This is a genomic window from Allobosea sp. GW821-FHT09G06, from assembly GCF_059416005.1.
On sequence record NZ_JBWKOI010000001.1, the window covers coordinates 1,507,379 to 1,532,691 of the forward strand.

Sequence of the window (25,313 nt, forward strand, 5' to 3'; positions counted from 1 at the left end):
CTGGCCGGTTCGCCACACGCGCAGCGATGATCGCCCGGTTGGCTAGGTGTTCGCGAATGACCGGGCCTCGGCAGCCAACCCGGCGACGGCGTTGATCAAGCGGGCGATGTCGCCTTCGCTCGTGAGATAGCTGACCGATGCGCGCACGATTCCGGTAAGCCCGCGCGCCTGCATGTCGAAGGGCGTATAGGCCGGCCCGTTGGCGCCGACATTGATTCCTTCGGCCGCCAGGCGGTTCTTGACCTCGTTCGCGTCGAGATCGCGGATCGTGAACGAAACCAGGCCGGATCGTTCCTGCCCGAGGTCGTGGATCGCCACACCGCCGATCGAAGCCAGCTCGGAACGTACCCGGGTCGCGATGAGATCGATCCGTGCGCGGATCGAGGGGACACCGAGCGCCAGTGCCTCGCGTAACGCGTTGCCAAGCCCGAGCAGCAGCGCGATGGGCGCCTCGCTGGTCTCGAAGATCCTGGCATCTTGTCGCGGCGCCGGCCCCTGTGCCGTCCAGGGCGCCGAGAGGACGTCGTGGAAGACTGGCCTCAGCTGCGGCCGGAAGGATTGGCGGACATAGAGGATCGCCGTCCCGCGCGGCCCGCGAAGATGCTTGCGCCCGGCGCCTTTCAGCACGTCACAGCCGATCGCCTCAACATCGACCGCAATCTGCCCGAGCGCCTGGCCGGCATCGACGAAATAGGGAATGCCCGCTGCACGCGCGACCCGGCCGATTGCCGCTGCGTCGTTGATCAGTCCCCCGTTGGCAGGCAGCCATGTCAACGCGATCAGCCGGACGCGCTCGTCGAGCATCGCTGCGAGTGCCTGTGGGTCGACCGAACCATCCACGCGGCAGGGAATGACCTCGATCCGGGCTCCGGTCCGATCGGCTGCCGCCTGCATCGTCGCGAGGTTGCCGCCCCATTCCTGGCGACCGACGAGGAGGCGGTCGCCGGCTCGCAATGGGGGGAGGGCCGCGAAGGCAAGGCCCCAGCCGGCCGAGCCGCTCGGGGTAAAGGCGATCTCTGCAGTCGAGGCGTTCAGGAGCCGCGCCGCATCGGCCCTGGCTGCGTCCAGCCTGTCCTGGACGGCGGCTGCTGCCTCGTGCGGTCCGTGCGCGGCTTCCCGCTCCAGATGCCCGGTGATCGCGGCCAGCGTGGCGGCGGAGATCAGGGAGGCGCCGGCGTGATTGAAGTGAACGCTCGTCGCGCAGCCCGGCGTTGCAGCTCGCAGCGCCTCGATATCGAAATGGTTCGTCATGGCGAAACCGCGAGCTGGACGATCGCCTCGATCTCGACGCTGGCGCCGCGCGGCAGCGCGGCGACGCCGATGGCCGACCGGGCATGGCGTCCGGCTTCGCCGAAAACCTGCACGAGCAGATCCGAGGCGCCGTTCGCAACCTGGGAATGCTCAACGAAATCGGGCGTGCTCGCGATGAAGACGCCGAGCTTGAGCACCTGGGCGACGTCGGTCAGACGCCCCTCCGTCGCGGCCGCGATCTGGGCGATGACGTTGAGCGCTGCGGCGCCTGCGGCCGCGCGCCCCTCTTCGACCGACAGCTCGGCGCCGAGCCGTCCGCGGTGGATCCGCTCATCGTCCTGCGCGATCTGGCCTGAGATGAACACGGTGGAGCCGGCCCGCGTCGCCGAGACATAGTTTGCTGCGGGAGCTGCGGAGGTCGGCAGTGCATATCCGAGAGCTCGCAGGCGGTCGGTGATCGTCATGGCGTGATCCTTTCGATGGAAAACGATGACGCCTGCGATCCCTGCTGACCAATTCGAAGCATCGGCATGTTGCAATCGATCTGGCTCATGAGTCGGAGCTGCCGTAGAGACTCAAGGCATGCTTGCCGAAACGGTCTGACATTATGCGATCCTCCGCCGATCTGCCGCCGCTTCATGCCCTGCGCGCCTTCGAAGCCGTGGGACGGCTTCTGAGCTTTCGCCGCGCGGGGGAGGAGCTGCTGATCACGCAGAGCGCGGTGAGCCACCATATTCGCGCCTTGGAGCAGGCGCTCGGCGTCGTGCTGTTTGAGCGCAAGCCTCGCAGCGTCGCGTTGACGGCGGCCGGCGAGCGCTATCTCGGCAGCGTTTCGCGCGCCTTCTCCCTGGTCGCCGAGGGTACACGCGCCGTGCGTGCGGATGCGCAATGCCAGCGGCTGCGTGTCAGCCTGCTGCCATCCTTCGCCGCGAACTGGCTCTTGCCCCGGCTGGATGCCTTCCGTACCGCCAATCCGCAGATCGAGCTGGTGCTGGATCCGACTCTGCGCCGGGCCAGCCTCGAATCTGGAGAGGCGGACATCGCCATTCGCTTCGGAGAGGGGGACTGGCCCGGCTCGCGTTGCGAGTTTCTCGCCACCGAACGGCTCATGCCGGTGATGAGTCCGGCATTGGCCGCGCGCAACCCGCTTGCTGTACCCAACGATATCCACGGACACACGCTGCTGTTCAGCCAGCGCCCGACCGAGTGGGAGGTCTGGGCGCGGCAGATGGGCGTCGAGCTCGCCGCCGACCGTGGATTGCAGCTGACCGACTACAACATCGTTCTGCAAGCAGCAGTGAACGGCCAGGGCGTGGCGATGGGGCGAGGGCTCTTGGTCGCCGACCATCTCCGCCGCGGCGTCCTCGTCGCGCCGCTGCCGGAGCCGGTGACATCGCCTTCGCTCGGATACTGGCTGGTCCGATCCCGGACAGCAGATGCCAACGCGGCGACGGCGCCGTTCACAGAGTGGCTCCGGCAAGAGATCGCCGGGGCCTGAACGAAACAGCGATTCCTGTAACGAAACAGCCGCTCGCGTTGCACTCACTCTCGAAAGGAGCGGTGTACTGCCTTGGCGTGCAGGACGGTTGCGATCCTGTTCTGTCCGGCCCGGCCGACCAATTTTTGCTTCGTGCGCGAAGCTCCGAAGCCACCGCGCATTCAGCCGCTGCTCAGCGCCAATATCGACCGATGCGCGTCAATTGACCGGAGGGACGCCCGCGGCTTTCACCAGCGCGCCGATCTCGGCAACCTCGGTCCGCATGCGCTTCTCGAACTGGTCGCGGGTCATGGGCATCGGCTCCATGCCGACAGTCCGCAGCCGCTCCTGCACCGCCGGCATCTGGAGCGCCTTGCTGGCTTCCTCGTAGAGCCGGTCGACGATCGGCTGTGGCGTCTTGGCCGGAGCGAACAGCCCGATCCAGAATTCATAGGTGGAGTTCGGTAGCCCGGCCTCGATCGTGGTCGGAACATCGGGCAGTTCTGCCGCCCGTTTGGTGGTGCTGACGGCGAGGGCTGTCAGCGCGCCTTCCTTCAGGTGCGGAATCGCCGCGGATAATGGCAGGAAGTAGATGTCGATCTCGCCGGCCAGGAGTCCGGAGATGGCGTCCGCCGGGCCTCGATAGGGGATATGCTGCATGCTGACGCCAGCACCGGACAACATGCGCAACGCCGCCAGATGCGAGGTGCTGCCGGTGCCGGCCGAGGCGTAGTTCAGGGCGCCGGGCTTTGCTTTCGCCGCCGCCATGACATCGGCGACGTTTCTGTAGCCCTTCTTCGGAGACGCGACCAAGACGCTCGGCTGCAAGCCGAAAGGAATGACCGGCACGAGATCGCCCAGCGTATCGTAGGACAGTTTGGAGTAGAGCGCCGGCGCGATCGCGATCGACGAGGAGTGGACGAGGATCGTGTAGCCGTCCGGTGCGGCCTTGGCGACGACGGTCGCCCCGATGGTTCCGCCGGCCCCTGGGCGATTCTCGACGACGATGGCCTGGCCGAGCTGCTTCGACATCTGATCGAGCACGATACGTCCGACGATGTCGATGGCATTGCCTGCGGCCAGCGGCACGACGGCGGTCACCGGGCGCTGGGGCCAGGCCTGCGCTGCCGCGATCCCCGGCGCCGTGCAGAATGCCAGCGCGCCGAGCGCTGCAAGCGCCTGCCGCCGGGACGGATGTGAGTTTTTCCTGCGAATGCCACCTTCTTGCATGCGGTCCTCCCGTTTCACAGATATTGAGCGCTGGCCCTTCTTGTGGCTCTCGCGCCGCCCGTTTCGGTTGCGTCAGGCCAGAGGCATGGCCAGAAGGATGGAACAGGGCCGGTTCGTCCGGTTCTCCAGTTTCCTCGCCTCGTCCGGGGCGACCCGGCAGGAATCCCACGGCCCGAGCGTGACGAGGCCGGCCTCGGTGACGACGGTGACCTCACCGTCGAGGACCACGTAGAATTTCTCCTGCCCGGAGGCCGACAGCGTCGTGCCTCCTCCGGGGAGGATGTGGGACAGGCCGAGCCAGAGCGTGTCGCCGGGGCCTGCCTCGCGCCCCTGCAGGCGCAGCATCTTCATGTCGAAATGGCCGGGTGCTTCGTAGAACTGCGCCTCGGCAAGCCTGGTCACATGCATCGGCTCACCCCTGGATGGTCGGGTCGAGGATCAGGCGATCGCGCGAGCCGCCGATCACCGCGCGATAGGCCTCCATGGCCCGTTCGAGCGGGAAGATCGCCTCAGGCTTGATCGGGAACGGGCGCAGATGGCCCGACGCGAAGCCCGGCGCCAGCTCGCGCAGGATCGCGCCGCTTTCGACCGAGCCGAGCGCGATCGTGTCGATGCCGACATAGCTGTGCCGGCCCTTGTAGAAGGCGAGGATGTCGAAGGTGACGTTGCGGTGCACAGCGGCGATGAAGACCTGCCGCCCGAGCACCGCCATGCATTTCGTACCGATCTCGTAATAGGGGTCCCCGACCGTGTTGAAGACCAGGCTCGCTCCGCGTCCCCCCGTCAGCTCGCGCACGCGCGTCGCCACATCGGAGGCGGCATCGAGGATCGCGATGTCGCCGTTGACATGGCCTCGGAACTCCTGGCCGCCGCGAACCACGCCGATCACTTTGGCTCCGTGCCAGCTCGCGATCTGAGCGACCGCCTGTCCGACCTTGCCGGAGAGCCCCATGATCAGGACGGTTTCGTCCGCTCCCCTGAAACCGGCACGCCGCAGCCCCTCGTTGGCGGTGACGAAAGGGACGCCGATGCCTGCCGCCTCTGCCAGCGAGAGATTGGCCGGCAGCGCGACGACGGCATCCGCCTCCACCAGCATATGGCTGGCATGCGAGCCGTCCTGGCGGATGCCGAGATCGCCTGAAGATCCGAATACCTGCTGGCCGATGAGCCCGGGCTCGCCAGCCACCACGATGCCGGCATAGTCACGGCCCGGCGTGCGCGGGAAGACCGCGTAAGGCATGAGGCCGGTGGCGGCCTTGACGTCCGAGGGATTGACCGCGGCGGCGCGGATCTCGACGAGCACTTCCCCGGCGGCGGGGCGGCGCATCTCCCGCGGACTGAGCGGCAGGTCCATTGCGCCGATATCGGCGGCCTTCTCCAGCACGCGCAGGCTGCGCGCCACCGCAGCGCCTGAAAGCGAAGATTCGAGCTTGTTCATGGGGCGGCCTTCGCAGGGTTCGATGCTGTTTCCGGCAGCGGCAGGCCGATAAGGGCGCGTGCCTCGTGGCTGGTGGCGATCGTGCCGCCGAGCTCGGTGACGATGCGGCGCGCCTTGGCGACCATCGCCGCGTTGGAAGGCGCTAACACGCCCCGATCGATGTAGACGGAATCCTCCAGCCCGACGCGGGCATGGCCGCCGCTGAGATAGGAGAGCGCGACGCAATGGAAGGCGGCGCGCCCGATGCCGATCGCCGTGAACTGGGCTTCGGGCGGCAGCAGGTTGCGCGCGTAGAGGATCGTTTCGGGGGAAGGCTGCAGGCCGTAGCGGACGCCCAGCACGAAGGAACACAGCAGCGGGCCGGTCAGCGTCCCGTCCGCGATCAAGTCGCGCATCAAGGCGATATCGCCGGTGTCGAAGAGCTCGATCTCGGGCAGGACGCCGGCCTGCCGGATCAGCTCCGCCATGCGGCGGACCGAGCGCGGCGTGTTGATGACCACTTCGCCGCCGGAGTTCATGGTGTTGAGGTCGAGCGTGCAGATGTCGGGTTTCAGATCGAGCACATGGGCAACCCGAATCTCCGGCGTGGTCAGCGTGGTCCCTGGCCCGGCCTCGCGCGGGTTGGCATCCGAGGGCACGAAGCGCCCGCCCGGTCCGGTTGTCAGGTTGACGATGACGTCCAGGTTCGACTGCCTGATGCGCTGCATTACCTCGCGATAAAGCGAGAGCTGCATCGATGGCTTGCCGGTGGCGGGGTCACGGACATGCAGGTGGACGATGGCAGCCCCGGCCTCGGCCGCTTCCAGGGCGGAATCGGCGATCTGTGCGGGCGAGATCGGCAGATGAGGCGTCTGCTCCGGCTTCGTCAGATTGCCGGTTATGGCGCATGTGATGATGACCTTGTCGCGGGGGGCACGCATCGGCGATCTCACAGCGCACGGCCGCCATCGACCTGGACGATGTGTCCGGTCGAAAAGCCCAGATGCGTGGCGCAGGCGGTGATCGCCGCAGCGATATCGTCGACATTGCCGATGCGCTTCAGCGGTGTCGATCCCGCCACCTTGTCGTTGAAGTCGAGGCCACGCCCCGGCACGAACTGGGTGTCGACGACGCCCGGCGAGACCGCGAGCACGCGCACCTCCGGTGCCATGACCCGGGCAAGCGCCTTGGTCATCACGTCGATGCCGGCCTTGGCGGCACAATAGGCGATGCTGGAGCCGACCGCCGTGAAGGCGGCGATCGAGGAAATCGAGACCACGAGCCCATCGCCCGAGGCCTTGAGCAAGGGTGCGAAGGTTCTGATGGTCGCGAATTGCCCCCGCCAGTTGACCTGGAACATCCTGTCGATGAGATCGTCGTCGAGCGCGTCGAGGTCGCCATGCGGGACGGGCCTGGTGAAGCCGGCCGCGTTCACCAGGATGTCCAGCCGCCCGTAGCGCGCGGCGATGTCCTCCCGCAAAGCGATCAGGGAAGGCGTGTCCACGACATCGGCGGCGAAATGACCGTGGTTCCGGCCGGCGGGCAGATTCGAGACGATGTCTGCCGCGGTGCGCTCGAACGCCGCCCCTGGCATATGGGTGATGACGATGGTCGCCCCTGCCTGCGCCAGCATGGCGGCGGTCGCCGTGCCGATCGCCCCGGCTCCGCCGATGATCAGCGCCACTTTGCCCGAAAGGTCCTTGGGATAGGTCATGACTGGGCTCACTTGATCGGGGGGGCGGGCAATTTGGCTTCGCCGGGTTCCATGACGAAGCCGTAGTCGAGCGTGTACCAGGGGGCTGTCACGCCCGGCGCGGGCGGCGGGCCGTCTTCGTGCCGGCGATAGGAGCCGACGAGATGGCGCGTGACGCCGAAGACGACATCGCTCTGGAGCCGCTCGTCCTCAGCCACGAAGACCTGGGTGATGAGGGTCTTGTAGCCCTGCTTGAAGCCGAGGAAGTGCAGGTGCGCCGGCCGATAGGGCTCGCGCCGCTGCGCGCGCAGCAGCTCCCCGACCGGGCCATCGGTCGGGACGGGGTAGCCGGCCGGCCGGACCGAACGGAACGCGAAACGACCGTCGGCATCGGTCTGGAACTTGCCCCGCAGGTTCATGTCGGCCTGCCCGTCATCCTGGTTCTCGTAGAGCCCGACGGGCGAGGCCTGCCAGACGTCGATCTCCACGCCGGCGATGGGGGCGCCATCGACATCGACGACCTGGCAATTGACGAAGAGTTCCGGCCCCGGCGTCGGCGAGCGCAGGATCGAGCCGCCATTGGCGGTCCTCGGTGAATTCATCCGCCAGAACGGGCCGAGCAGCGCCGAAGCCGTCTCGGTCGCGCCGGCATTGCCGTTGTTCAGAAGGCAGACCAGCGTCGAGAAGCCGAGCACGTCGGAGAACAGGACGGCTTCGTTATGCGTGTCGTTGCTCGCCTGGCCGATCGCATTGAGGAAGGCCAGGCCCTTCTCGAACTCCGCTTCGGTGAGCTTGACCTCGCGGGCAAAGGCGTGGGCGTGGCGCACAAGTGCTGCCATGACCTCGTGCAGCCGTGGATCGTTGGCGCCTGCCATCGCGTCGATGACAGCGCTGGTGAGCATCTGCTCGGTCTCGATAATCATTGGCGCCTCCCGGTAGCTTGGATAATGCAATCGATTGCATATTGCAAGGCGTCGCGCTGTAGAGGAGCTCTTTGGCTTTGCTCTCCGCTTTCAATGGCTGGAATCTCGGCTAAATGCGCGTGGTGTGGTTCCGATAAGAGCGGAATTTGATGAGTTTTGGGAGTTTTGCGCCCAGTATTCTCTAGCCAAGCTCTGGAGGTTCGGTGTTGACCGATCCGTACAATCGATTGTATGTGACTTGCGAGTCGCGGCTCGCGAGGGAGCCTCATCGTCAAGCGGGCCTTGAGGTGTGGGCGGGAGCAGCGTGTCGATGCTGCCGCAGGACGACCAGGTTGCGCCACGCGGCCGGGGGTAGCGAGAGAGCGGCGTCAGGAACCGCGCGTGCCGCGGCCGGCGGCCCTGACCCGTTTACAGAGGAGGGGAACAGCTCGATGACGCCGCCGCTGCATGTGATTGCCTTTCCGGGCGCGTCCAATTGGCCGCTGTTCGCCGGTCTCGATCAGGGCATCTTCGCGCGGGCCGGCATCGACCTGCGTGTCAGCCTGACACCCAATTCGCGCCACATGGCCCGCGAGCTTCATGATGGCAGCGCGCAGATTGCCCTGACGTCGATCGACAACATCATCGCCTATGCCGAGGGGCACGGCGAAGAGCCCCTCGAGGGCGAGGTCGATTTTTTCGCCTTCATGGGCGTCGATGACGGGCTGCTCAGCGTCATGGCGCAGCCGAACGTCGATTCGCTCGCGGCGCTGCGTGGCGGAACCCTGGCCGTCGATGCCATGACCACCGGCTTCGCCTTCGTTCTGCGGGAGCTTTTGCGGCAGGAGGGATTGAGGGATGAGGACGTCTCTTATGTCCGCGTCGGCACGGGGGCTGAGCGGCTCGCCGCGCTGAATTCGGGGGCTTGCACGGCGACGCTGCTGAACGCCCCGCTCTGCCTGGCGGCCGAGGCTGCGGGGAAGGCCAGGCTGGTCCGCGCGAAGCAGGTGCTCGGCAGTTATCAGGGTGTGGTCGGCGGCTCGCGGCAGAGCTGGGCGCGCGCCAATGCCGAGGCGCTCAAGGCGTTCATTGCAGCGTTCCACGACAGCGTGGCCTGGCTCGGCGATCCCGCCAACCGCCAGGCTGCCTGCGATATTCTGGGCAGGAGAATGCCCCAGCTCAGCCTCGTGGCCGACCCGGCCTATGAGGCTCTGATCGCGCGCGGCGGCATCACGAGATCGCTTGCGATCGACCGTGACGGCGTCGCCGAGGTCATCGCGCTGAGGCACCGCTATAGCGCGCATGGCGATAAGCCGCTCGGTCCGCCGGAAGCCTATGTCGATGACAGCTACCGTTCAGCGGCGCTTGCGTGACGGGTCGGCGGTCGCATCCCGAACCTCTCCCCGGCGCGGATGCGTGGAGCTCGGAGGCGGCGCGGTCGAGCCGCGGATGACGAGCTGTGAGGGCAGGACGATGTTGTGAGGCGGTGAATCGCGGTTCTCGATGGCCGCTTGCAGCAATTGCCCCGCGCGCCGTCCCATCTCCTTGTGGCTGATCCTGATCGAGGTCAGTCCGGGCGAGGTGAGATCGAGCATCGGCATGTCGTTGTGCCCGATGATCGAGATGTCGTCGGGACAGCTCAGCCCCTCCTCGCGCAGTGCATCGTAGGCGCCCAGGGCGAGAAGGTCATTGGCCGCGGCGATGGCAGTCAGGTCTGGCCGGGCAGCGAGCAGGCGTCGCGTCGCCGCCGCTCCCTCCTCGCGGCTATAGGCGCCGGCCTCCTGACAAGGTGCGTCGTCCAGCGCGATTCCGTGTGACATGACGGCGAGCTGGAAGCCTCTGTGCCGCAGGTATCCGGTCGAGTGGCGGGACGGGCCGGCGAGATGCCCGATGACGCGATGCCCGAGCTGGGTCAGGTGATCCACGGCCAGCTGCATGCCCAGCGCATCGTCCGAGATGACCGCAGGCAGGCGCGTCTGCATTTCCGCGCGGTTGACCAGGACGGCCGGCAGCTTCTTCTGCAGGCAATAGTCGACTAGAGGATCCTCGCGGCTGACGGTCGCCAGGATGAGCCCGTCGACGCGGTGGGCCGCCAACCCCTCGACGAGGTCGATCTGTCGCCCCTCATCGTTGCCGACATCCGCCACGATCAAGGCATAGCCCTGTGCGGCGAAGAACTCGCTCGCCCCACTGAGGATGGGGCTGAAGACGGGGTTCGCGATATCGGGGACCAGAACGCCGACCAGCCGCGACCGGCCGGTCCGGAGGCTGGCCGCGACCGGGTCGCGCCGATAGCCGAGTTCCGCCGCAGCCTTCTCGACCCGCGCGACCACCTCCGCCACGACCATGGAGCGCGTGGCCAGGTTGAGGGCCCGCGACGCCGTCGATGCATGGACGCCGGCACGCTCGGCCACCTGTTTCAGCGTCACATTGAGCCGTCGCGTCTCTTTTTCCAAAGTCGGGCGATCCGGGATGATGCAGAAGGGCTTTGACGGGAGTACCCATATCCCGCGCTTGACCGCAACTGCTATTTCTGCAATCGATTGCAGATGCAATCTTCGCTGACACTGAGGGCAGGGCGATGAAGAAGACTTTCATTCGAGGCACCTGGCAAAAGACCCGTGCCTTCTCGCCGGCGATCGTCACCGAAGGCGGAAAGACGATCTGGATTGCCGGGCATACCGGCCAGAAGGACGATGGCGGAAAGTCCCTGGCGGGCGATTTCGACGCGCAGACCTATCAGACCTTCAGGAACATCGAGGCGACGCTGAAGGAAGCGGGCGCAACGCTGAAGGACATCGTCACGATGACGGTCTTTCTCACCGACGCGCGCAACACCACGCGTATGACCGAGATTCGCGCCGAGATATTCGGTGCCGATTTCCCGGCCAGCGCCGCGGTCACGGTCACCGGCTTCGCCGATCCCGCCATGCTGATCGAGATCCAGGGGATCGCGCTGATCGACTGAGCTTTTGAGCTGCCGTTGCAGATCGTGGTGCTCTCGTCCGCCGGATGGGAGCATATCCAGCTTTGCCCGAGCCTGGTCTTGCGGCGAGGCATGCTGTGGACTTTCGGCTCCGCTGGGGCCGCTCTGCCATCGTTCGTCTCGTCAAAAGTCGAAATTGACGTTTCCTGAGCCTTGCCCGCAAGATGGGATGTGGCTGCCGTCAAGGCTCCCGAGTTTCGGGGCGCTCATCGACTGAGTTGCAGGCTGGAGCCGTTCCGGCGAATTCTGCTGGCCGCCCTGTCGCTTATGATCGTCGGTACCCCTTGTGCGGCTGACGAACTCCGCCCATGGCCCGCCGAGACGGTGCCGGCGCTCGCGCTGAGCCAGCTTGACGGCCCCGGCATCGAACTCGCTGAATTTCGCGGCAAACCCGTCATCGTTCATTTCTTCGCCACCTGGTGCGCGCCCTGCATTGAGGAGATGGCTTCGCTGAACGCGCTTGCCGCCACGGGGAAGGGCAGTCCCGCAATCCTCGCGATCAGTGTCGGCGAGGTCGATGCGCGGGTGCGCAATTTCTTCCGCGATCGTCCCGTCGCCTTTCCGATCCTGCTGGATCGCGACCGCGGCGCGATGAAGACCTGGCAGGTCGAGGGCCTGCCGACGAGCTTCGTGCTCGATCGCGATCTCAGGCCTGCGCTCAAAGCTGTCGAGCCGCTCGACTGGACGAGCCGGTCGGTTGCAGCAGCGCTTGCGGCCTTGCCTGCCACACCGCCGAAAAGCAACCGAGGGGAAAAGGAGACGCCGCCATGATCAGCCGTCGCGACATGTTGAAGACCGGTGCTTGCGCTGCAGCCGCTTTGGCACTTCCTCGCCCTGCCGGTGCGCAGACGGCGCCCTTCGCGCCGAAACCCGGGGCCTGGCGTGATTTCGAGGTGGCGACGCGGCTCGAACTGCCGGCAAACGGCAAGGCTCAGGCCTGGATTCCCCTGCCTTCGGTGCGGGAGGACGAGTGGATCAAGCCCGGCAAGAGCGGTTGGGAAACCAATGCGTTGTCGGCCGAGATCGTCCGGGATCCAAAATACGGTGCCGAGCTCCTGCATCTCGTCTTCAAGGATGGCGAGAGCGCTCCGCGCGTCGAGGTCCGCAGCGGCTTCTCCCTGCGCGACCGGGCCGAGGACCTTGCGACGAAATCAGCCGTGCCGGCGCTGGGAGAGGCCGACCGCAAGCTCTATCTTGAGGCGACGGAGCTGATGCCGACCGACGGCATCGTCCGGGAGACCGCGGAGAAAGCAGCTGCCGGCAAGACAAGCGATCTCGACAGGGCGCGGGCGATCTATGAATGGGTCGTGGCGAACACCTTCCGCGATGCCAAGACTCGCGGCTGCGGCACCGGCGACGTCGCCTCGATGCTGCGGACCGGCAACCTGAGCGGCAAATGCGCCGATCTGAACGCGCTCTATGTCGCCCTGGTCCGCAGCGCCGGCATACCGGCCAGGGACATCTACGGCATCCGCGTCGCGCCCTCGAAGTTCGGCTACAAGAGCCTCGGGACGGGTTCGGACGTCATCACCAAGGCCCAGCATTGCCGGGCAGAGATCTGGCTCGACGGCTATGGCTGGGTGGCTACCGATCCTGCCGATGTGCGCAAGGTCGTGCTCGAGGAGCCCCCGGGAAACAACACGGTCGACGATCCGAAGGTGGTTGCGGCGCGGCAGGCGCTGTTCGGCGCCTGGGAAGGCAACTGGCTCGGCTACAATGTCGCGCACGACCTTGTCCTGCCGGGTTCGAGGCACAAGGTCGGCTTCCTGATGTATCCGCAGGCGGAGGTCGCGGGAGCGCTGCTCGACTGCCTCGACCCCGATACGTTCAAATACATGATCAAGTCGACCGAGCTGACGGCCTGAAGCGTTTCGGGGCGAAGGCCTTGCCTTCGCCCCGAAGCCTCATCTCCAACGCATTCTGTGCCGCCCCCGGAGCGCAGCGTTCCGGCCTCAGCGCGACAGCGTCGCCACGCGGTCGAGGGCGGTTGCGAAGCCCTGGAGCGAGATCGAGAACGGCGCGGCGGCGCCGCCATCGGCCGTCGCCTTGATCTTCAGCGCCGTGCCCGTTCGCAGGGCCATGACCGTCGGCGCATCGAAGCTGACCGCGACGAGGCAGCCGTTCGGCAGGCAGGTGCGGAAGCGCATCGGCTGTGCCGTCAGCTTCTCGTCGATCTGGAAGGCGACGCCGGAATCGAGCGACAGCCCGAAGGGCAGCACCAGCACGCCGGCCACGGCATTGCCCGCCGGCGCATTGAGCTCGATGGCGAGTACGCGCTGGCCATCCTGCTGCGCCTGGATCTGGCTGAGCACGCAGCGCTTGGTGCTGGCCTGCTGGGCGCAGACGACGCGCCAGTCCTTGTAGGTTTCGTTGAGGGAGGACGCGCCGCCGGGCAGCGTCGCTCCGGCTACCGCGGTTTGCGCGCCTGCCGGAGCCTGGGCGATCTCGATGCGTGGCGGCACGGGACCGCCGCCCCGGCCCGCGACTGGGGCGGCTTGGCTGGAGCCGGCGAGCCCGGCCAAGCCGATGGTGCCGAGGATGCGAAGCGGGGAGCCGGTCATGCGATCGCCTTTCGGCCTTCGGCTTTCGAGGACGCGTCAGCCGGTTCAGGAGGTCCTTCGAGCGCTCGTTGCCAGGCCAGTTCGGCCTCGATCGTGAAAGCGGGGCCGAGGCTGCGCCTGAGCGTCCAGAGCAGCGTCCCCGCCAGGGCCTGATAGTGAGGCTCGATCAGGCGGCCGATCCTGTGGGACCGGGAGAGCTCCTGCACGATCGGCAGGACTTCTCCGAAGTGCCGGGAATTCCCGAACATCAGCCGCAACGTCAGGACGAGGCTGCGCTCCTGCGGCTCGAGCTCCAGGGCGAAGAGCCGATAGACCTCCGGATAGGTTTCGAGCAGCCGGCTGGCGAACATCGCGTCCGCCTGCTCGGCGATCGGGAACAGCGCCACGATATTTGTCAGGATGAGGGAGCGGGAACGATGATCCATGCAGTCCTCAGAACCTGACATTGAAGTTGGCCTTGGCGGAATGGTCGGCGATGCCGGAGCCGAACTGGCCGCCATAGCTGATGCCGAGCGTGGCGTTCGGAGAGATCGCATAATCGAGCCCGGCCTCGATCACCGCCGCATTGCGGGCGACCGGCACGCCGCCGATGCCGAAGGGGCTGCCGCCACCGGCGAAGCGCAGGGCGGCGAGCGGCGTCGTATCACCGAACGCATGGCGCCAGCCGAGCATGCCCTTCGCCGTGAGGTTCGCCCCACCGAGGGTGAAAGTGGTCGAGGCGCGCAGGCCCAGCGTGCCGAAGACCGCATCGGTGTTCGCGGCCGTGCCGGTGAGCGCCGCCGCGCCGCCCTGCTCGGCGAACCCGTCCGTATGCAGATTGACATAGGCGAGATTGGCGAAGGGCTCGAAGCGGGTGCTTCCCATGGAGAAGCCATAGGCGAGCTCGCCGAAGAGCTGCGCCGTGCCGGCGCCGTAGTCGCCCTTCAACCGGTCGTTGAAGCCGGCGAAGCCGACGGTCCGGTTGGTCTCGATATCGTGCCATGTGTAGGCGGCGCCGGTCCGCAGCGCGAGCGCACCCCAGTTGGCGCCGGCATAGAGGCCGAGATGGTAGTTGTCGCTCGTGCCCGAGGAATGGCGGCTCTTCACGTCGAAGGTGGTGCGGCTGTAGCCGGCGACGGCGCCCAGGCGCCAGCGGTCGAAGACCGGGGTGTCCGCGCCGATGAAGAAGCCGCCGGTCTTGCGCCCCAGCTTCGCCGCGTTGCCGTCGCCATCCGTGCGACCCCAGGAACCGAAGCCCTGGCCCCAGACGGTGAAACGGTCGGGGCCGGGCGCAGCCGGAACGGGCTTGCCATCGACATAGGTGACGGCATCCCCCTGAGCGGCGCCGACGCCGCCGGAAGCCGCGCGCAGGCGATCGTTGACGGCGCTGCGCAGGAAGCGGCTGTCCTCGATCAGGGCGGTGCGGGCCGAGGCATGGACCTCGCCGGAAAGCTGGTCGAAGGCGCCGCGCGCCTGATCCGCCGACAGGGTCAGCAGCGCATCATGGACGGCGTGGCTGCCGCCCAGGCTCTCGGTGGCTGCGCCGGCGGCGACCTGGTTCCAGGTCAGGCCGACAGTCTGGAAGCTCAGGCCGTTGCGGACCATCGTCAGGTAGACGTTGTTGGCGTCGTAGCTGAGCGCGGGGTCGAGGAAGGCGAGGTTCGAGTTCACGCCGCCGGTGAAGGTGCCGGTGCGCGGGCCCGCTGCGGTGAGGATGGTGTAGCGCGTCTGCGGCGCATAGCTGCCCGCGCCGGCCAGCACCCTGACCGAGCCGCCGTTGATCGTGGCGCTGCCCGCGGCGACGATCCGGTCCGACTGGCCCGCGGCATCGATCTCGACCTCGTAGGTCGAGCCCGGATTGAAGGTGATGTTGCCGGCGACATTGAGCGTGCCGATCGAATTGCCGGGCGCGATCGTGCCGGCGACCGTCACCTCGCCAACCGTGCCGATGCCCTGGAGGCGCGCGCCCGCTGTAACGCCGAGGGTGCCGCCGAGCTGGCCGTTCACGGCGAGGGCGCCGGTCTCGACCGTGGTGATGCCGGTGAAGCCGCTGGAATCGCCGGTGAAGGCGATGATGTTGCCGGCGCCGGCCACGATCTCCAGCCGGCCGTCGCCATTGCCGCTGCTGCGGGCGTTGCCGGCATAGGTGCCCGAGGCGTTCTGCTCGAAGCGCATCGTCGCGCCGCCCCGGATGTCGAGGTTGCCGCGGAAGGCGTCGGTGGTCGAGGACAGGACGCCGTTCCGGATCGACCATTCCAGCGTGTTGAGCCCGGTCAGCCGCAGCGTCCCAACGCCGTCCTTGATCATGGTGCCGCCCTGGCCGGTGATGCTGCCGGCGAAGCTGCCGTTCTGCGCCTGATCGAAGACGACGGTGCCGTTATTGACGATGTTGTTGCGGATGCTGCCCGTGTTGCCTTCCAGCCTGCCGCCCAGGACGTAGGTATCGCCTTGGTAGCTGTTGTTGCCGTCGAGGATCAGCCGTCCCAGGTCCGTCTTCAGCAATCCCCCGGTGCCGGTGAGGTCGGAGCCGATCCGGGCGATGAAGTTCGCGCCCTGGTTCGTGCCGTCGCCGACGCGGATGACGGTCTGCGGCGCCGCCAGCGTGATGGGGCCGCCATTGAGGGAATAGCCGTTCACGGCGAACTGCATGCCGTGCACCGATACGCCGCCCGGAGCGATCGTGACCGTGCCGGATGCGCCCTGGAAGGCCGCATGCCCGCCGGCCCAGGCCGCGTTGACCTGTCCGTTCGCATCCGTCCAGTTGGTGGTGCCGCCCCAGTTGCCGGTGCCGCCATCGACCTGGCCGTTGGACACGGTCTGGCCGCCGTCCCAGAACTGCCAGACCGGGCCGGCGCCTGATCCCACGACGATGTTGACCTGGCGGGCGACGCCGGTCTGGATGGTCGCGGTTGAGCCGGGTGGTGCTGCGGTGACGTCGAGCCCGTTATCGGTGAGCGTTCCGTCGTAGTCGAAGAGGCGGTAAACGCCCTCGCCGTAATTGCCGGCGCTGGAGATGTTCAGGCCGCCGTCGAGCGTCAGGTTGCCGCCGACGCCGAACAAGGCGCGCGTACTGGGGGCATCGAGCTCGACCTCGATCGTGGAGCCACTGTTCAGGATCAGGTTGCCGTTGATGGTCAGGGTCTGGTCCGAGCGCCCGTGCAAGGTGCCGCCATTCGCGACCGTGACATTGGCGTTGACGGTGCCGATGCCGGAAAGTCCGGCAGTGTTCGCCACCTGCAGGGTCTGGGCCGTGATCGTGCCGTCGACCTGCAGGAGGCCGCTGTTCACATAGGCATGCGAGACGTCCGACCCATTGCTGGCCAGGATGAGCCTGCCCGGACCGTTCTTGTGGAAGTCCCGGACCTCCGCCGGATTCGCTCGCGTGATTCGCCCGCCGAGTGTGGATGTGCCGCTCTCCACCTCGACATTGAGATTGCCCTGATCGAGCGTGATCGCGTTGTTGAGCCGGACGTTGTCGATGAGGGCAAGCGTTGTTCCCTGGCCGGCGATCGTGAGCCCGCCGGTGCCGAGAGCGCCGGTTATTCCCGCGCGAAGCGTCCCGGCAGCCAGCGTGGTGCCGCCGGAATAGGTGTTGGCGCCGCGCAGTGTCTGACGGTTGTCGCCTTCCTTGCGCAGCGAGCCGGCGCCCGTGATCAGGTTGCTGGAGGTGGTCGAAAAGTCCGATCCTCCGTTACCGTCGCGGCCGAGTGTCAGCTGTGCGCCATTGGCAAGCGCCACCTGCCCGGTGCCGATGACCTCGTAGATTTTCTCGTTGCCCTGGACGTTGAAGGTCGCGTTCGGGGAGACGATGATCGACGCTGTATCGGAGATGTTGCCGCCGAGCGGCGTGGCCGAGGTCAGGCTGCCGCGATTGAGGAAGATGCGGCCGGCATTGACAGCGCCGCCGAGGACGAGTTCGCCGTTGCCATCCTTGAACAGGTCGCCATTGTTGCTGGCGATATCGCCCATGAGCCGGCCGGTGCCGCTGCCGACGGTGAAGACGGCGGTGGCGCCCGCCGCCAGGCTGATATTGTTCGCGAGCGAGATGGTATCGTTCAGCGCAAGCGTGCTGCCCAGCCCTTCGAAACGCAGGGCGCCGGTGCCGAGCGCATTGGAATGCGTCACCGTCAGCAGCGAGCCGGCGGCCAGGGTCGTGCCACCGGAATACGTACTGTTGCCGCCGAGGGTCTGCGTACCGCTGCCTTGCAAGCGCAGGCCAAGCGCGTTCGCGCCGTCGGTGATCGCCCCGTTGAAGTCGATGCTGTTGGCGATGGTCAGGGTGGCGGCGCCGGGGCCATTGTTGGTGATCGTGCCGGCATTCACGCCGAGGTGGCTCACCAGGCTGATGGTCTGGCTGACACCGCCGAGATCGAGCGTGCCGCCGGAGACGATCACCGCCGTTCCAGACCGTCTGTAGAAGGTCCGCGCCGCATCGCTGCCGAAACGGACCACGCCGCCGGCGATGCTGAGATAGTCGTAGCCCAGGGTGCCGCCGATGCTGGTCGGTGCGAAGACGATGGTGCCGTTATTGGCCGAGGTATCGCCGAGGAAGAGATAGCCGACGGTGGGGTCGCTATAGGTGACGGTGCCCGCGAAGACCGCGTCGACGCCGGTCTGGGTCCGGATCACGCTCGTCGCTCCGACCGTGATCGCATCCGCATAGGTGCCGCTCACGGTGTAGAGCACGGAGTTCGCCTGCGCTGAGGGCGCAGCCAGCGTGCCGGCCGCGACGAGGGCTGTCGCCGAGAGAAGGCTCGTCCTGCGGAGAGCATGGCTGCGCACGGGGCGCTTCGAGGAAGCAGTTTTCATCATGGGCCTTTGGGAAACACGAGATGAGCGTCGGCCGGCGGTGATGGTCGGGCGTCAGTCGGAGCTGTTGTCGAGGATCGCCTTCAGGCGCGGCGCGAGCGGGCGCACGATGTCGGCGAAGCGCGCGCCCTCGGTGCGGAACGCCAGCATCCGCGCGAATTCCACCCGGAGCGCCTGCAAGGCCTCCGCCTTCTGGGCCGCGTTCAACCCGACAAGGCCGCTCGCGCCGGCGTCCAGCTTGGCGCGCAACGTGTCGATCTCGCTCTGGGGGGCGAGGGCGGCGAGGCCGCGGAAGGTATCGCCGACCGCGGTCTTCCAGCTTTCCGCCGTGAAGCCGGCGGCCCGGATCAGGCCGCGCTCGGCGGAATCGCGCTCGAACCACTCGCCGACGATCTCCTCGTCATAGGCGAAGGAGCCGAAACCCGGCTGCAGCGCCGCGATCAGCTCCGCGACCTTGGCGACCTCGTCGCGCGTCAGGGCCACTGCGGGATCGGCGGCGAACAGGAAGCCGGCGCAGAGCGCGGCCGACAGGAGACGGCGCTTCGGGCGGCGCGCGGCGGCGGCACCGTGCTTGCGGGCGCTTAAGATCGACAGCACTCGAAATCCCTTCCAAGGCCGAGAATGAAGGCTGTCGGCACGGCCCATTCGGCAAAGCGGAGCAGCGCTTTCGCGCAATTCGAGCCGGATTCTAGGAAGAGGGCGGTTGGTCCGTCTGCGCGGGGAGCGAAGCGGTTTTGCAGGAAACGAACATCGCCCCGGGCATTTTTCGGGGATTGGCGGCAGGAGCGGCCAACGACCCGCATTGAAGGCCTTCATCCGTCATTCCTCGCCTCTCGGGAGGGTGGCGCGGCGACTCAGGATGTCCGCCCGGAACTCGGAAGGCGTGGCATCGAAGCGCTTGCGGAACGCACGGTTGAACGAGGAGACGTCCGAGAACCCGACATCATAGGCGATCGTCGTGATCGTGCTGGAGGCGAGGTCGCGCTCCTTCAGCAATCGGACGGCGTGTTCGAGCCGCTGCCCGCGCACGAAATCGGAGAATGTCGTCCCGGCATTCTCGAACAGGCGCTGGACATAGCGCACCGTGACGCCCTGGCGCCTTGCCACGGCCTCGATCTGGAGATCGCGATCGCAGAGGCGTTCGAGGACGTCCTTCTGCACGAGCCTGAGCCGGGCTGCCGCGATGCTGCTCTCGTTGCGCTCGGTTCCGCCCCGCAGCACGCCACCGAGGACCAGGGCCGTGAGGTCGTAGACATGACGCGCCGCCGCCTCGGCGACCCTGACCGAGCCCGGCGGATTGCGGCGCAGCAGCGCGACATAGTCCTTCAGCAGCGACATGCCTTCCGTCGCCGCCGGAATCACGTAGCTCGCCTCGATGTCGATGCGGGGTGCGCGGTCGGCCAGCAGCCGGCGGTCGAGCGAGACGAAGTCGAAGGAGGTGGAGCGGCCGTGCCAGCATTCGTGACAGGTCCCCTCGTTGACGAGCACGAGATCGCCCGCGCCGATCCTGATCGGCGGCTTGCCCGCGACCGAAACCTCACGCTCGTCGTCCTGGATCGTCCAGACGTAGTTCTGCCGGCCGTCCTGCAACTGGTCGCGCGCCCGGATGCCGCGCATCGGCGTGAAGCGACCATGGGAGACGAGAAGGTCGCTGGGCAGCGCCATCGCTTCGAGATCGACGCGAATATCGTCAGGGTCGGCCGGTAGCAGCCGCCGCCCGCTCCAGACATGCCGGGCCATGAAATCGTGCAGGAAAGCCATCCGCTCGCCGCGCGGAATCTCTTCTGTCGACAGCCGCTGCATCGCAAACGGTGCGATCGTCATGCGAGGGCTCCGGCTTCGACGAAGTAGGAGCCATTCCCCCACCGTTCAGAGGGGGCGGACGCTATGGCGGGGAAGGAGGGGCCGTCTCGGATCGCGGCGAACAGATTTTGCAGCCGGCGAACAAAGCAGAGGTTTTTCCGCGGCCGGATTGCAAAAGGCTGGCTTGAATCAGCCTCTCAGAGCGCTCGCCCTGACTTCGGAGGGCGTCGCCTCGAAGCGTCGCCGGAAGGCCCGGTTGAAGGAGGTGACGTCGGAGAACCCGGCATCATAGGCGATGGTCGTGATCGTGCAGGAGGCCGGGTCGCGCTCGCGGAGCATGCGAAAGGCGAGATCGAGCCGCTGGTCGCGCACGAAGTCGGAGAAGGTCGTCTCCTGCGCTTCGAACAGGCGCTGGACATAGCGCGGCGTGATGCCCTGGCGCCGGGCGACCGCCTCGATCCCGAGGCCGGGATCGGCGAGCCGTTCGAGGATATCCTTGCGTACGAGCTTCAACCGCGCCGCCGCGATGCTGCTGGCATTGCGCTCGGCGCCGCCATGCACGAAGCCGTCGAGGACCAGCGCGGCGAGGTCGTAGACATGGCGGGAGGCGATTTCGCTCGCCCTGACCGATACGGGCGGATGGCGGCGCAGCATCTCGACATAGCCAGAGAGCAGCGACAGCGACGCCGATGCCGCGGGAATGACATAACTCGCTTCCAGCGCCACGCGCGGCGCCAGGCTCGCGAGCCGCCGCTGGTCGAGCGAGAGCACGTCGACGGACATCGGCTTGCCCTGCCAGAACTCGAAGCAGACCGCCTCGTTCAGCAGCAGGACATCGCCGGCCGAGACCTTGATCATCCTGCCGCCATCGACGGCGACCTCGTGGTCCTCGTTATGGATCGTCAGCAGGTAGTGCTCGCGGCCGTCCTGCAGCAGACCGCGCGTCCGCGCGCCGTGCATCGGCGCATAGAGGCCGCGGCCGACGGTCAGCCCGCCCGGCAGCATCATGGCTTCCATATCGATCCGGATATTGTCCCGGTCGGCCGGGCGGAATTCCAGTCCGCCGACATGGCGCGCGACGAAGTCGTGCACGAAGGCCATCTGTTCCCGGCGCGGGACATCGTCCGTCCGCAGTCGCATCATCGGGAACGGGGCTGCCGTCACTGCGCTCTCTCGGGGATGATGGTCGGCCCAATTCCTCTATTATCGGATCGATTTCCGCACAAGCGGGATCAATCCCAGGTTGCAGAGCGCGCGCAGCCTTCCCCGTGCCGGAGAAGGGCCGTCAGGCGTGATGCAGGATCTGGCCGAGGAACTTGCGCGTCCGTTCGCTCTGCGGGGCCGAGAAGAACTGCTCCGGCGGCGCCATCTCGACGATCTCGCCGGCATCCATGAAGATCACGCGATCGGCGACCTTGCGGGCGAAGCCCATCTCATGGGTGACGCAGATCATGGTCATGCCGCTCTCGGCGAGCTCGACCATCGTGTCGAGGACTTCGCTGACCATCTCGGGGTCGAGCGCCGAGGTCGGCTCGTCGAACAGCATGATCTTCGGATTCATGCAGAGCGAACGCGCGATCGCGACGCGCTGCTGCTGGCCGCCCGAGAGCTGGACCGGGTATTTATGCGCCTGCTCGGGGATATGGACGCGTTCCAGGATCTTGCGGGCTGTCGCTTCGGCCTCGGCCTTCGGCGTGCCGCGCACCTTCATCGGCGCCAGCGTGCAATTTTCGAGCGCGGTCAGGTGCGGGAACAGGTTGAAGCTCTGGAAGACCATGCCGATCTCGCGGCGGATGTCCTCGATGCCCTTGAGCTTGGCATGGACGGTGGTGCCGTCGATGACGATCTCGCCCTTCTGATGCTCTTCGAGCTGATTCAAGCAGCGGATCAGCGTCGACTTGCCCGAGCCCGAGGGGCCGCAGATGACGATGCGCTCGCCGCGCGAGATGGTGAGGTCGATATCGCGCAGGACATGGAAGTCGCCATAGAACTTGTCGACCTTGCGCATCTCGATGATCACGTCGCCGATCTCGTGATCGGTGGCGGCCGGGGCTGTCGCGGACATCTGCAAAACCGTTCTGGATGACAGTCGAAAGAGGTGCCCGGCGCGAAGCCGGGCACCTGTCAGGCGTGGTCAGAACTGCGGCATCGCCGGCAGCTTCGGCAGCGGGATGCCGAACCACTTCTGGTTGATCTTCGAGAGCTCGCCATTGCCCTCGATCTCGGCGATGAACTTGTTGGAGAACTCGGCCAGCGCCGTGTCGGCCTTGCGGAAGGCCATGCCGTTGGCCTGCTCGCGCAGCGTGATCTTCGGCTCGATATTGAGCTGCGGATAATCCTTCAGGAGCTGGGCGAGGATGGTGTTGCTCGCGCCCATCGCCTGGACCTGGCCGGAGATCAGGGCCTGAAGCGCGGTCGCGTCATCGTCGAAGCGCTTGAGCGGCGTGCCGGCCGGCGCGACGGCGCTGATCGCGGTGTCCTGGGTCGAGGCGCGCGCGACGCTGATCGTCACCGGCTTCAGGTCTTCCGCCGTCTTGATGTTCAGGCTCTTGGGGGCGAGCACGTAGATCGTCAGCGTGCTGTAGGGGTTGGAGAAGAGTACCTGCTTCTGGCGCTCGGCGGTGATGCCGAAGGTGGCGATCAGCACGTCGACCTTGTTGGTCAGCAGGTAGGGGATGCGGTTCGGGCCGGTGACCGGCACGAGCTCGAGCTTGACGCCGAGCGCCTTGGCCATCAGGGCGGCGACATCGGCATCGTAGCCGGCCGGATTCTGCTGGGCGTCGGTGCCGCCGAAGGGCGGGTAGTCGGTCAGCACGCCGACCATCAGCTTGCCGCGGGCCTTGATCTCGTCGGGCGTGGCGGCCTGGGCGGGCGCGGTGTTGAGAGCTGCGGCGGCGAGGCCGGCGAAGACGAGCGCGCCAAGGCTGCGGCGGCAAATCGATTTAAACAGTGACATGGGTCGTTCTCCTCTGAGGTGGGCTTCGTGTTGCATCGACGCTGATTATCGCGCGGCGACGAGGAGCTTCTGCTCCATTCTCTTGCTGTAGGCCGAGAGCGGCCGGCAGATGACGTAATAGACCAGCGCCACCAGCGCGAAGATCGTGAAGGGCCGGAAGGTGGCGTTGTTGATGATCTGCGCCGCGCGCGTCAGCTCGACGAAGCCGATGATCGAGGCGAGTGAGGTGCCCTTGATCAGCTGCACGAGGAAGCCGATCGTCGGCGGGATCGCGATGCGGATCGCCTGCGGGGCGATGATGAGCACCATCTTCGGGGCGTAGCGCAGGCCGAGCGAGGTCGCCGCCTCCCATTGCCCGCGCGGCACGACCTCGATGGCGCCGCGCCAGATCTCGCCGAGGAAGGCGCTGGCATGGAGCGAGAGGCCGAGCGCCGCCGCCGTCCAGGGATCGACCGACCAGCCGAACAGCCCCGGCACGAAGAAGGCGAGGAAGAGCTGCATCAGGAGCGGCGTGCCCTGGAAGACCTTGATGTAGCCGGCCGAGGCGACCCTTAGCCATTTATACTCGCCGGTGCGGGCAAGCGCGACCAGCGCACCGCCAAGTGCGCCGCCGAGGAAGGCGACGAGCGAGAGCAGCAGCGTCCAGCGCACTGCCATGAGGATGTAGATGATGTCGGGGGAGCCGAGTGTGCGCATCGTCTCACCTCACCGGGTTGGCTTGCGCAGCAAGGTGCGCTCGATCGCGGCGAAGACCGTCCAGAAGAAGACGGAGAGGCCGAGATACATGCATGTGACGACGAAATAGACCTCGAAGCTGCGGAAGGTGCGCGACTGGATGTCGCCGGCCACCGCCGTCAGCTCGCTCGCCGCGATCGCCGAGCAGACGCTGGTGTTCAGCATCAGCAGGATGAACTGGCTGGTCAGCGAGGGGTAGATCGCCTGGATCGCGGGCTTCAGGATGATGTAGCGGAAGATCTGGAGCGGGCGCATGCCCAGCGACTTGCCGGCCTCGATCTGCCCCTTCTGGATGCTCTCGATGCCGGCGCGGATGATCTCGATGCCATAGGCGCCGACATTCACGACCAGCGCCAGCAGCGCCGCCGTGTTCGAGGTCATCTTCAGGCCGAGCGAGGGCAGGCCGAAATAGATCATGAAGATCTGGATCAGGAACGGCGTGTTGCGGATCAGCTCGATATATTCGTCGATGATCCAGACCAGCCATTTCGGGCCCGAGGTCTTGCCGAGCGCGCCGGCGACCGAGACCACCATGCCGATCGCCATCGCCAGCGCCGAGAGCACGAGCGAATTGAACAGCCCCTGCAGCAATTCGGGCCAGGCCGCGAAGACGTCGGCGAAATCGAACTCATAGCTCATGCGGGCAAGCCCCTCCGGAGCTTCCGCTGCTCAACAGCCTTCATCGATCCTGTCCTTCCTGCAAATCCGGCCGGCTTGGCGCTGGCTTCTCGGTCTTGTCGGTCCAGTCTTGCTACAAACGCGGGATCAGCAAGCCGCCATCGACGTTGATGACTGTCCCCGTCGCATAGGCGAATTGCCCGCTCGTCAGGGCAGCGACCGCGGCCGCGACATCCTCGCCTTCGCCCCAGCGCCCGGCGGGGATCAGTCCATCGGCGATGCGCGCGTCATACTTGGCGGCGACCTTCGCGGTCATGTCGGTTCGGATCACGCCCGGCCGGATCTCGAAGACCGCAATGCCCTCTGGCGCCAGCCGGACCGCGAGCGCCTTCGCCCACATCGAGAGCCCGAGCTTGGAGACGCAATATTGCGCCCGGTCGATCGAGATCAGCTCCGTCGAGGCCGAGGTGATGAAGACGATGGCCGGGCGTTCCGGCCTGTCCGCGAGCATCGTTTTGGCGATTTCCTGGCTCAGGAAGGCGGCGCCGCGCAGGTTGATGTCCATCACGAGGTCGAAGCTTTCCTCTGTGATCTCCAGCATGTCGCCGCGCACGGGCGCGCCGATGCCGGCATTGGAGACGAAGAGATCGAGCCGGCCGAAAGCCGCCTTCACATCGGCGACGAGACCGGCATGGCTCGGGACGGCCGCGACGTCGTGTTTGAAGAAGCGCGCCGTCGCGCCTTCTGCCTCGAACAGCCTCAACGCTTCGGCGACGGCCTCGTCCTCTGCGATATCGGTGAAGGCGATGTCGTGTCCGGCCTTGGCGAGGGCGATGCCGATGGCGCGGCCGATGCCGCGCCTAGCGCCGGTGATGAGGGCAACGGGGCGCGTCATC

25 protein-coding genes are annotated in these 25,313 nt (G+C 66.8%); 5 read left to right on the forward strand and 20 right to left on the reverse strand.

Annotation, left to right across the window (positions count from 1 at the left end; translation table 11 throughout):
* Positions 1-42: 42 nt before the first annotated feature.
* The gene (locus AC07NY_RS07420; protein ID WP_494582903.1) at positions 43-1,251 is read right to left on the reverse strand and encodes an aminotransferase class V-fold PLP-dependent enzyme; all 1,209 of its coding nucleotides are present in this window, start codon (positions 1,249-1,251) and stop codon (positions 43-45) included.
* Positions 1,248-1,715, reverse strand: coding sequence for a RidA family protein (locus AC07NY_RS07425; RefSeq protein WP_494582904.1), 468 nt, complete (start codon positions 1,713-1,715; stop codon positions 1,248-1,250). Before AC07NY_RS07425 ends, AC07NY_RS07420 begins: the two co-directional genes overlap by 4 nt.
* Before the next feature lie 143 nt (positions 1,716-1,858).
* Between AC07NY_RS07425 and gcvA the strand changes: the two genes are divergently transcribed.
* Entirely contained in the window at positions 1,859-2,749 is an 891-nt protein-coding gene (gcvA, locus tag AC07NY_RS07430) for a transcriptional regulator GcvA (protein ID WP_494582906.1), read from the forward strand.
* A gap of 198 nt (positions 2,750-2,947) precedes the next feature.
* Here the strand turns inward: gcvA and AC07NY_RS07435 are convergent, their stop codons facing one another.
* From AC07NY_RS07435 to AC07NY_RS07460, 6 genes are all read right to left on the reverse strand, one after another.
* Positions 2,948-3,958, reverse strand: a complete 1,011-nt coding sequence (locus AC07NY_RS07435) for a Bug family tripartite tricarboxylate transporter substrate binding protein (RefSeq protein WP_494582907.1) — start codon at positions 3,956-3,958, stop codon at positions 2,948-2,950.
* A gap of 72 nt (positions 3,959-4,030) precedes the next feature.
* On the reverse strand, positions 4,031-4,366 hold the full coding sequence (locus AC07NY_RS07440; RefSeq protein ID WP_492288004.1) for a cupin domain-containing protein: 336 nt from the start codon (positions 4,364-4,366) through the stop codon (positions 4,031-4,033).
* A 4-nt stretch (positions 4,367-4,370) separates the two neighbouring features.
* Positions 4,371-5,396, reverse strand: coding sequence for a quinone oxidoreductase family protein (locus AC07NY_RS07445; RefSeq protein ID WP_494582909.1), 1,026 nt, complete (start codon positions 5,394-5,396; stop codon positions 4,371-4,373).
* On the reverse strand, positions 5,393-6,316 hold the full coding sequence (locus AC07NY_RS07450) for a beta-keto acid cleavage family enzyme (protein ID WP_494582910.1): 924 nt from the start codon (positions 6,314-6,316) through the stop codon (positions 5,393-5,395). The genes AC07NY_RS07445 and AC07NY_RS07450 overlap by 4 nt, the downstream gene beginning before the upstream one ends.
* Before the next feature lie 8 nt (positions 6,317-6,324).
* Positions 6,325-7,089: an SDR family NAD(P)-dependent oxidoreductase gene (locus AC07NY_RS07455; protein WP_494582912.1), complete on the reverse strand. Its 765-nt coding sequence runs from the start codon at positions 7,087-7,089 to the stop codon at positions 6,325-6,327.
* Between the two features lie 8 nt (positions 7,090-7,097).
* Positions 7,098-7,991 carry a dioxygenase family protein gene (locus tag AC07NY_RS07460; protein ID WP_492288000.1) on the reverse strand — a complete coding sequence of 298 codons (894 nt, stop codon included), beginning with the start codon at positions 7,989-7,991 and terminating at the stop codon, positions 7,098-7,100.
* A 206-nt stretch (positions 7,992-8,197) separates the two neighbouring features.
* On the opposite strand from AC07NY_RS07460, the gene AC07NY_RS07465 reads away from it, so the two are divergent.
* Entirely contained in the window at positions 8,198-9,343 is a 1,146-nt protein-coding gene (locus AC07NY_RS07465; protein ID WP_494582914.1) for an ABC transporter substrate-binding protein, read from the forward strand.
* Here AC07NY_RS07465 and AC07NY_RS07470 read toward each other — a convergent pair.
* The gene (locus AC07NY_RS07470; protein ID WP_494582916.1) at positions 9,326-10,525 is read right to left on the reverse strand and encodes a LacI family DNA-binding transcriptional regulator; all 1,200 of its coding nucleotides are present in this window, start codon (positions 10,523-10,525) and stop codon (positions 9,326-9,328) included. The genes AC07NY_RS07465 and AC07NY_RS07470 overlap by 18 nt on opposite strands.
* Before the next feature lie 26 nt (positions 10,526-10,551).
* On the opposite strand from AC07NY_RS07470, the gene AC07NY_RS07475 reads away from it, so the two are divergent.
* From AC07NY_RS07475 to AC07NY_RS07485, 3 genes are all read left to right on the forward strand, one after another.
* Positions 10,552-10,938 carry a RidA family protein gene (locus tag AC07NY_RS07475; protein WP_494582918.1) on the forward strand — a complete coding sequence of 129 codons (387 nt, stop codon included), beginning with the start codon at positions 10,552-10,554 and terminating at the stop codon, positions 10,936-10,938.
* A 189-nt stretch (positions 10,939-11,127) separates the two neighbouring features.
* Positions 11,128-11,727 carry a TlpA disulfide reductase family protein gene (locus tag AC07NY_RS07480; protein WP_494582920.1) on the forward strand — a complete coding sequence of 200 codons (600 nt, stop codon included), beginning with the start codon at positions 11,128-11,130 and terminating at the stop codon, positions 11,725-11,727.
* Positions 11,724-12,821 carry a transglutaminase-like domain-containing protein gene (locus tag AC07NY_RS07485; RefSeq protein WP_494582922.1) on the forward strand — a complete coding sequence of 366 codons (1,098 nt, stop codon included), beginning with the start codon at positions 11,724-11,726 and terminating at the stop codon, positions 12,819-12,821. The genes AC07NY_RS07480 and AC07NY_RS07485 overlap by 4 nt, the downstream gene beginning before the upstream one ends.
* A gap of 87 nt (positions 12,822-12,908) precedes the next feature.
* Here AC07NY_RS07485 and AC07NY_RS07490 read toward each other — a convergent pair whose 3' ends face one another.
* The 11 genes from AC07NY_RS07490 to AC07NY_RS07540 all read right to left on the reverse strand — a co-directional run bounded on the left by AC07NY_RS07490 (position 12,909) and on the right by AC07NY_RS07540 (position 25,312).
* The gene (locus AC07NY_RS07490; RefSeq protein WP_494582924.1) at positions 12,909-13,517 is read right to left on the reverse strand and encodes an invasion associated locus B family protein; all 609 of its coding nucleotides are present in this window, start codon (positions 13,515-13,517) and stop codon (positions 12,909-12,911) included.
* Positions 13,514-13,942 (reverse strand): globin family protein, encoded by a 429-nt coding sequence (locus AC07NY_RS07495; protein ID WP_494582926.1) that lies wholly within the window; start codon positions 13,940-13,942, stop codon positions 13,514-13,516. Before AC07NY_RS07495 ends, AC07NY_RS07490 begins: the two co-directional genes overlap by 4 nt.
* A gap of 7 nt (positions 13,943-13,949) precedes the next feature.
* Entirely contained in the window at positions 13,950-18,308 is a 4,359-nt protein-coding gene (locus tag AC07NY_RS07500) for an autotransporter domain-containing protein (protein ID WP_494582928.1), read from the reverse strand.
* Positions 18,309-18,359: 51 nt separating this feature from the next.
* Positions 18,360-18,902 (reverse strand): hypothetical protein, encoded by a 543-nt coding sequence (locus tag AC07NY_RS07505; RefSeq protein WP_494582930.1) that lies wholly within the window; start codon positions 18,900-18,902, stop codon positions 18,360-18,362.
* Positions 18,903-19,124: 222 nt separating this feature from the next.
* The gene (locus AC07NY_RS07510) at positions 19,125-20,129 is read right to left on the reverse strand and encodes a helix-turn-helix transcriptional regulator (RefSeq protein WP_494582932.1); all 1,005 of its coding nucleotides are present in this window, start codon (positions 20,127-20,129) and stop codon (positions 19,125-19,127) included.
* A gap of 168 nt (positions 20,130-20,297) precedes the next feature.
* The gene (locus AC07NY_RS07515) at positions 20,298-21,272 is read right to left on the reverse strand and encodes an AraC family transcriptional regulator (protein WP_494582934.1); all 975 of its coding nucleotides are present in this window, start codon (positions 21,270-21,272) and stop codon (positions 20,298-20,300) included.
* 121 nt (positions 21,273-21,393) lie between these two features.
* Entirely contained in the window at positions 21,394-22,173 is a 780-nt protein-coding gene (locus AC07NY_RS07520; protein ID WP_494582936.1) for an amino acid ABC transporter ATP-binding protein, read from the reverse strand.
* A 69-nt stretch (positions 22,174-22,242) separates the two neighbouring features.
* A complete protein-coding gene (locus AC07NY_RS07525) occupies positions 22,243-23,064 on the reverse strand; it encodes a transporter substrate-binding domain-containing protein (RefSeq protein ID WP_494582938.1) in 822 nt (273 codons plus the stop codon).
* 45 nt (positions 23,065-23,109) lie between these two features.
* A complete protein-coding gene (locus AC07NY_RS07530) occupies positions 23,110-23,760 on the reverse strand; it encodes an amino acid ABC transporter permease (protein ID WP_257731466.1) in 651 nt (216 codons plus the stop codon).
* Positions 23,761-23,769: 9 nt separating this feature from the next.
* The gene (locus tag AC07NY_RS07535; protein WP_494582940.1) at positions 23,770-24,438 is read right to left on the reverse strand and encodes an amino acid ABC transporter permease; all 669 of its coding nucleotides are present in this window, start codon (positions 24,436-24,438) and stop codon (positions 23,770-23,772) included.
* 112 nt (positions 24,439-24,550) lie between these two features.
* Positions 24,551-25,312: a 3-ketoacyl-ACP reductase gene (locus tag AC07NY_RS07540; protein ID WP_494582942.1), complete on the reverse strand. Its 762-nt coding sequence runs from the start codon at positions 25,310-25,312 to the stop codon at positions 24,551-24,553.
* Position 25,313: the final 1 nt, after the last annotated feature.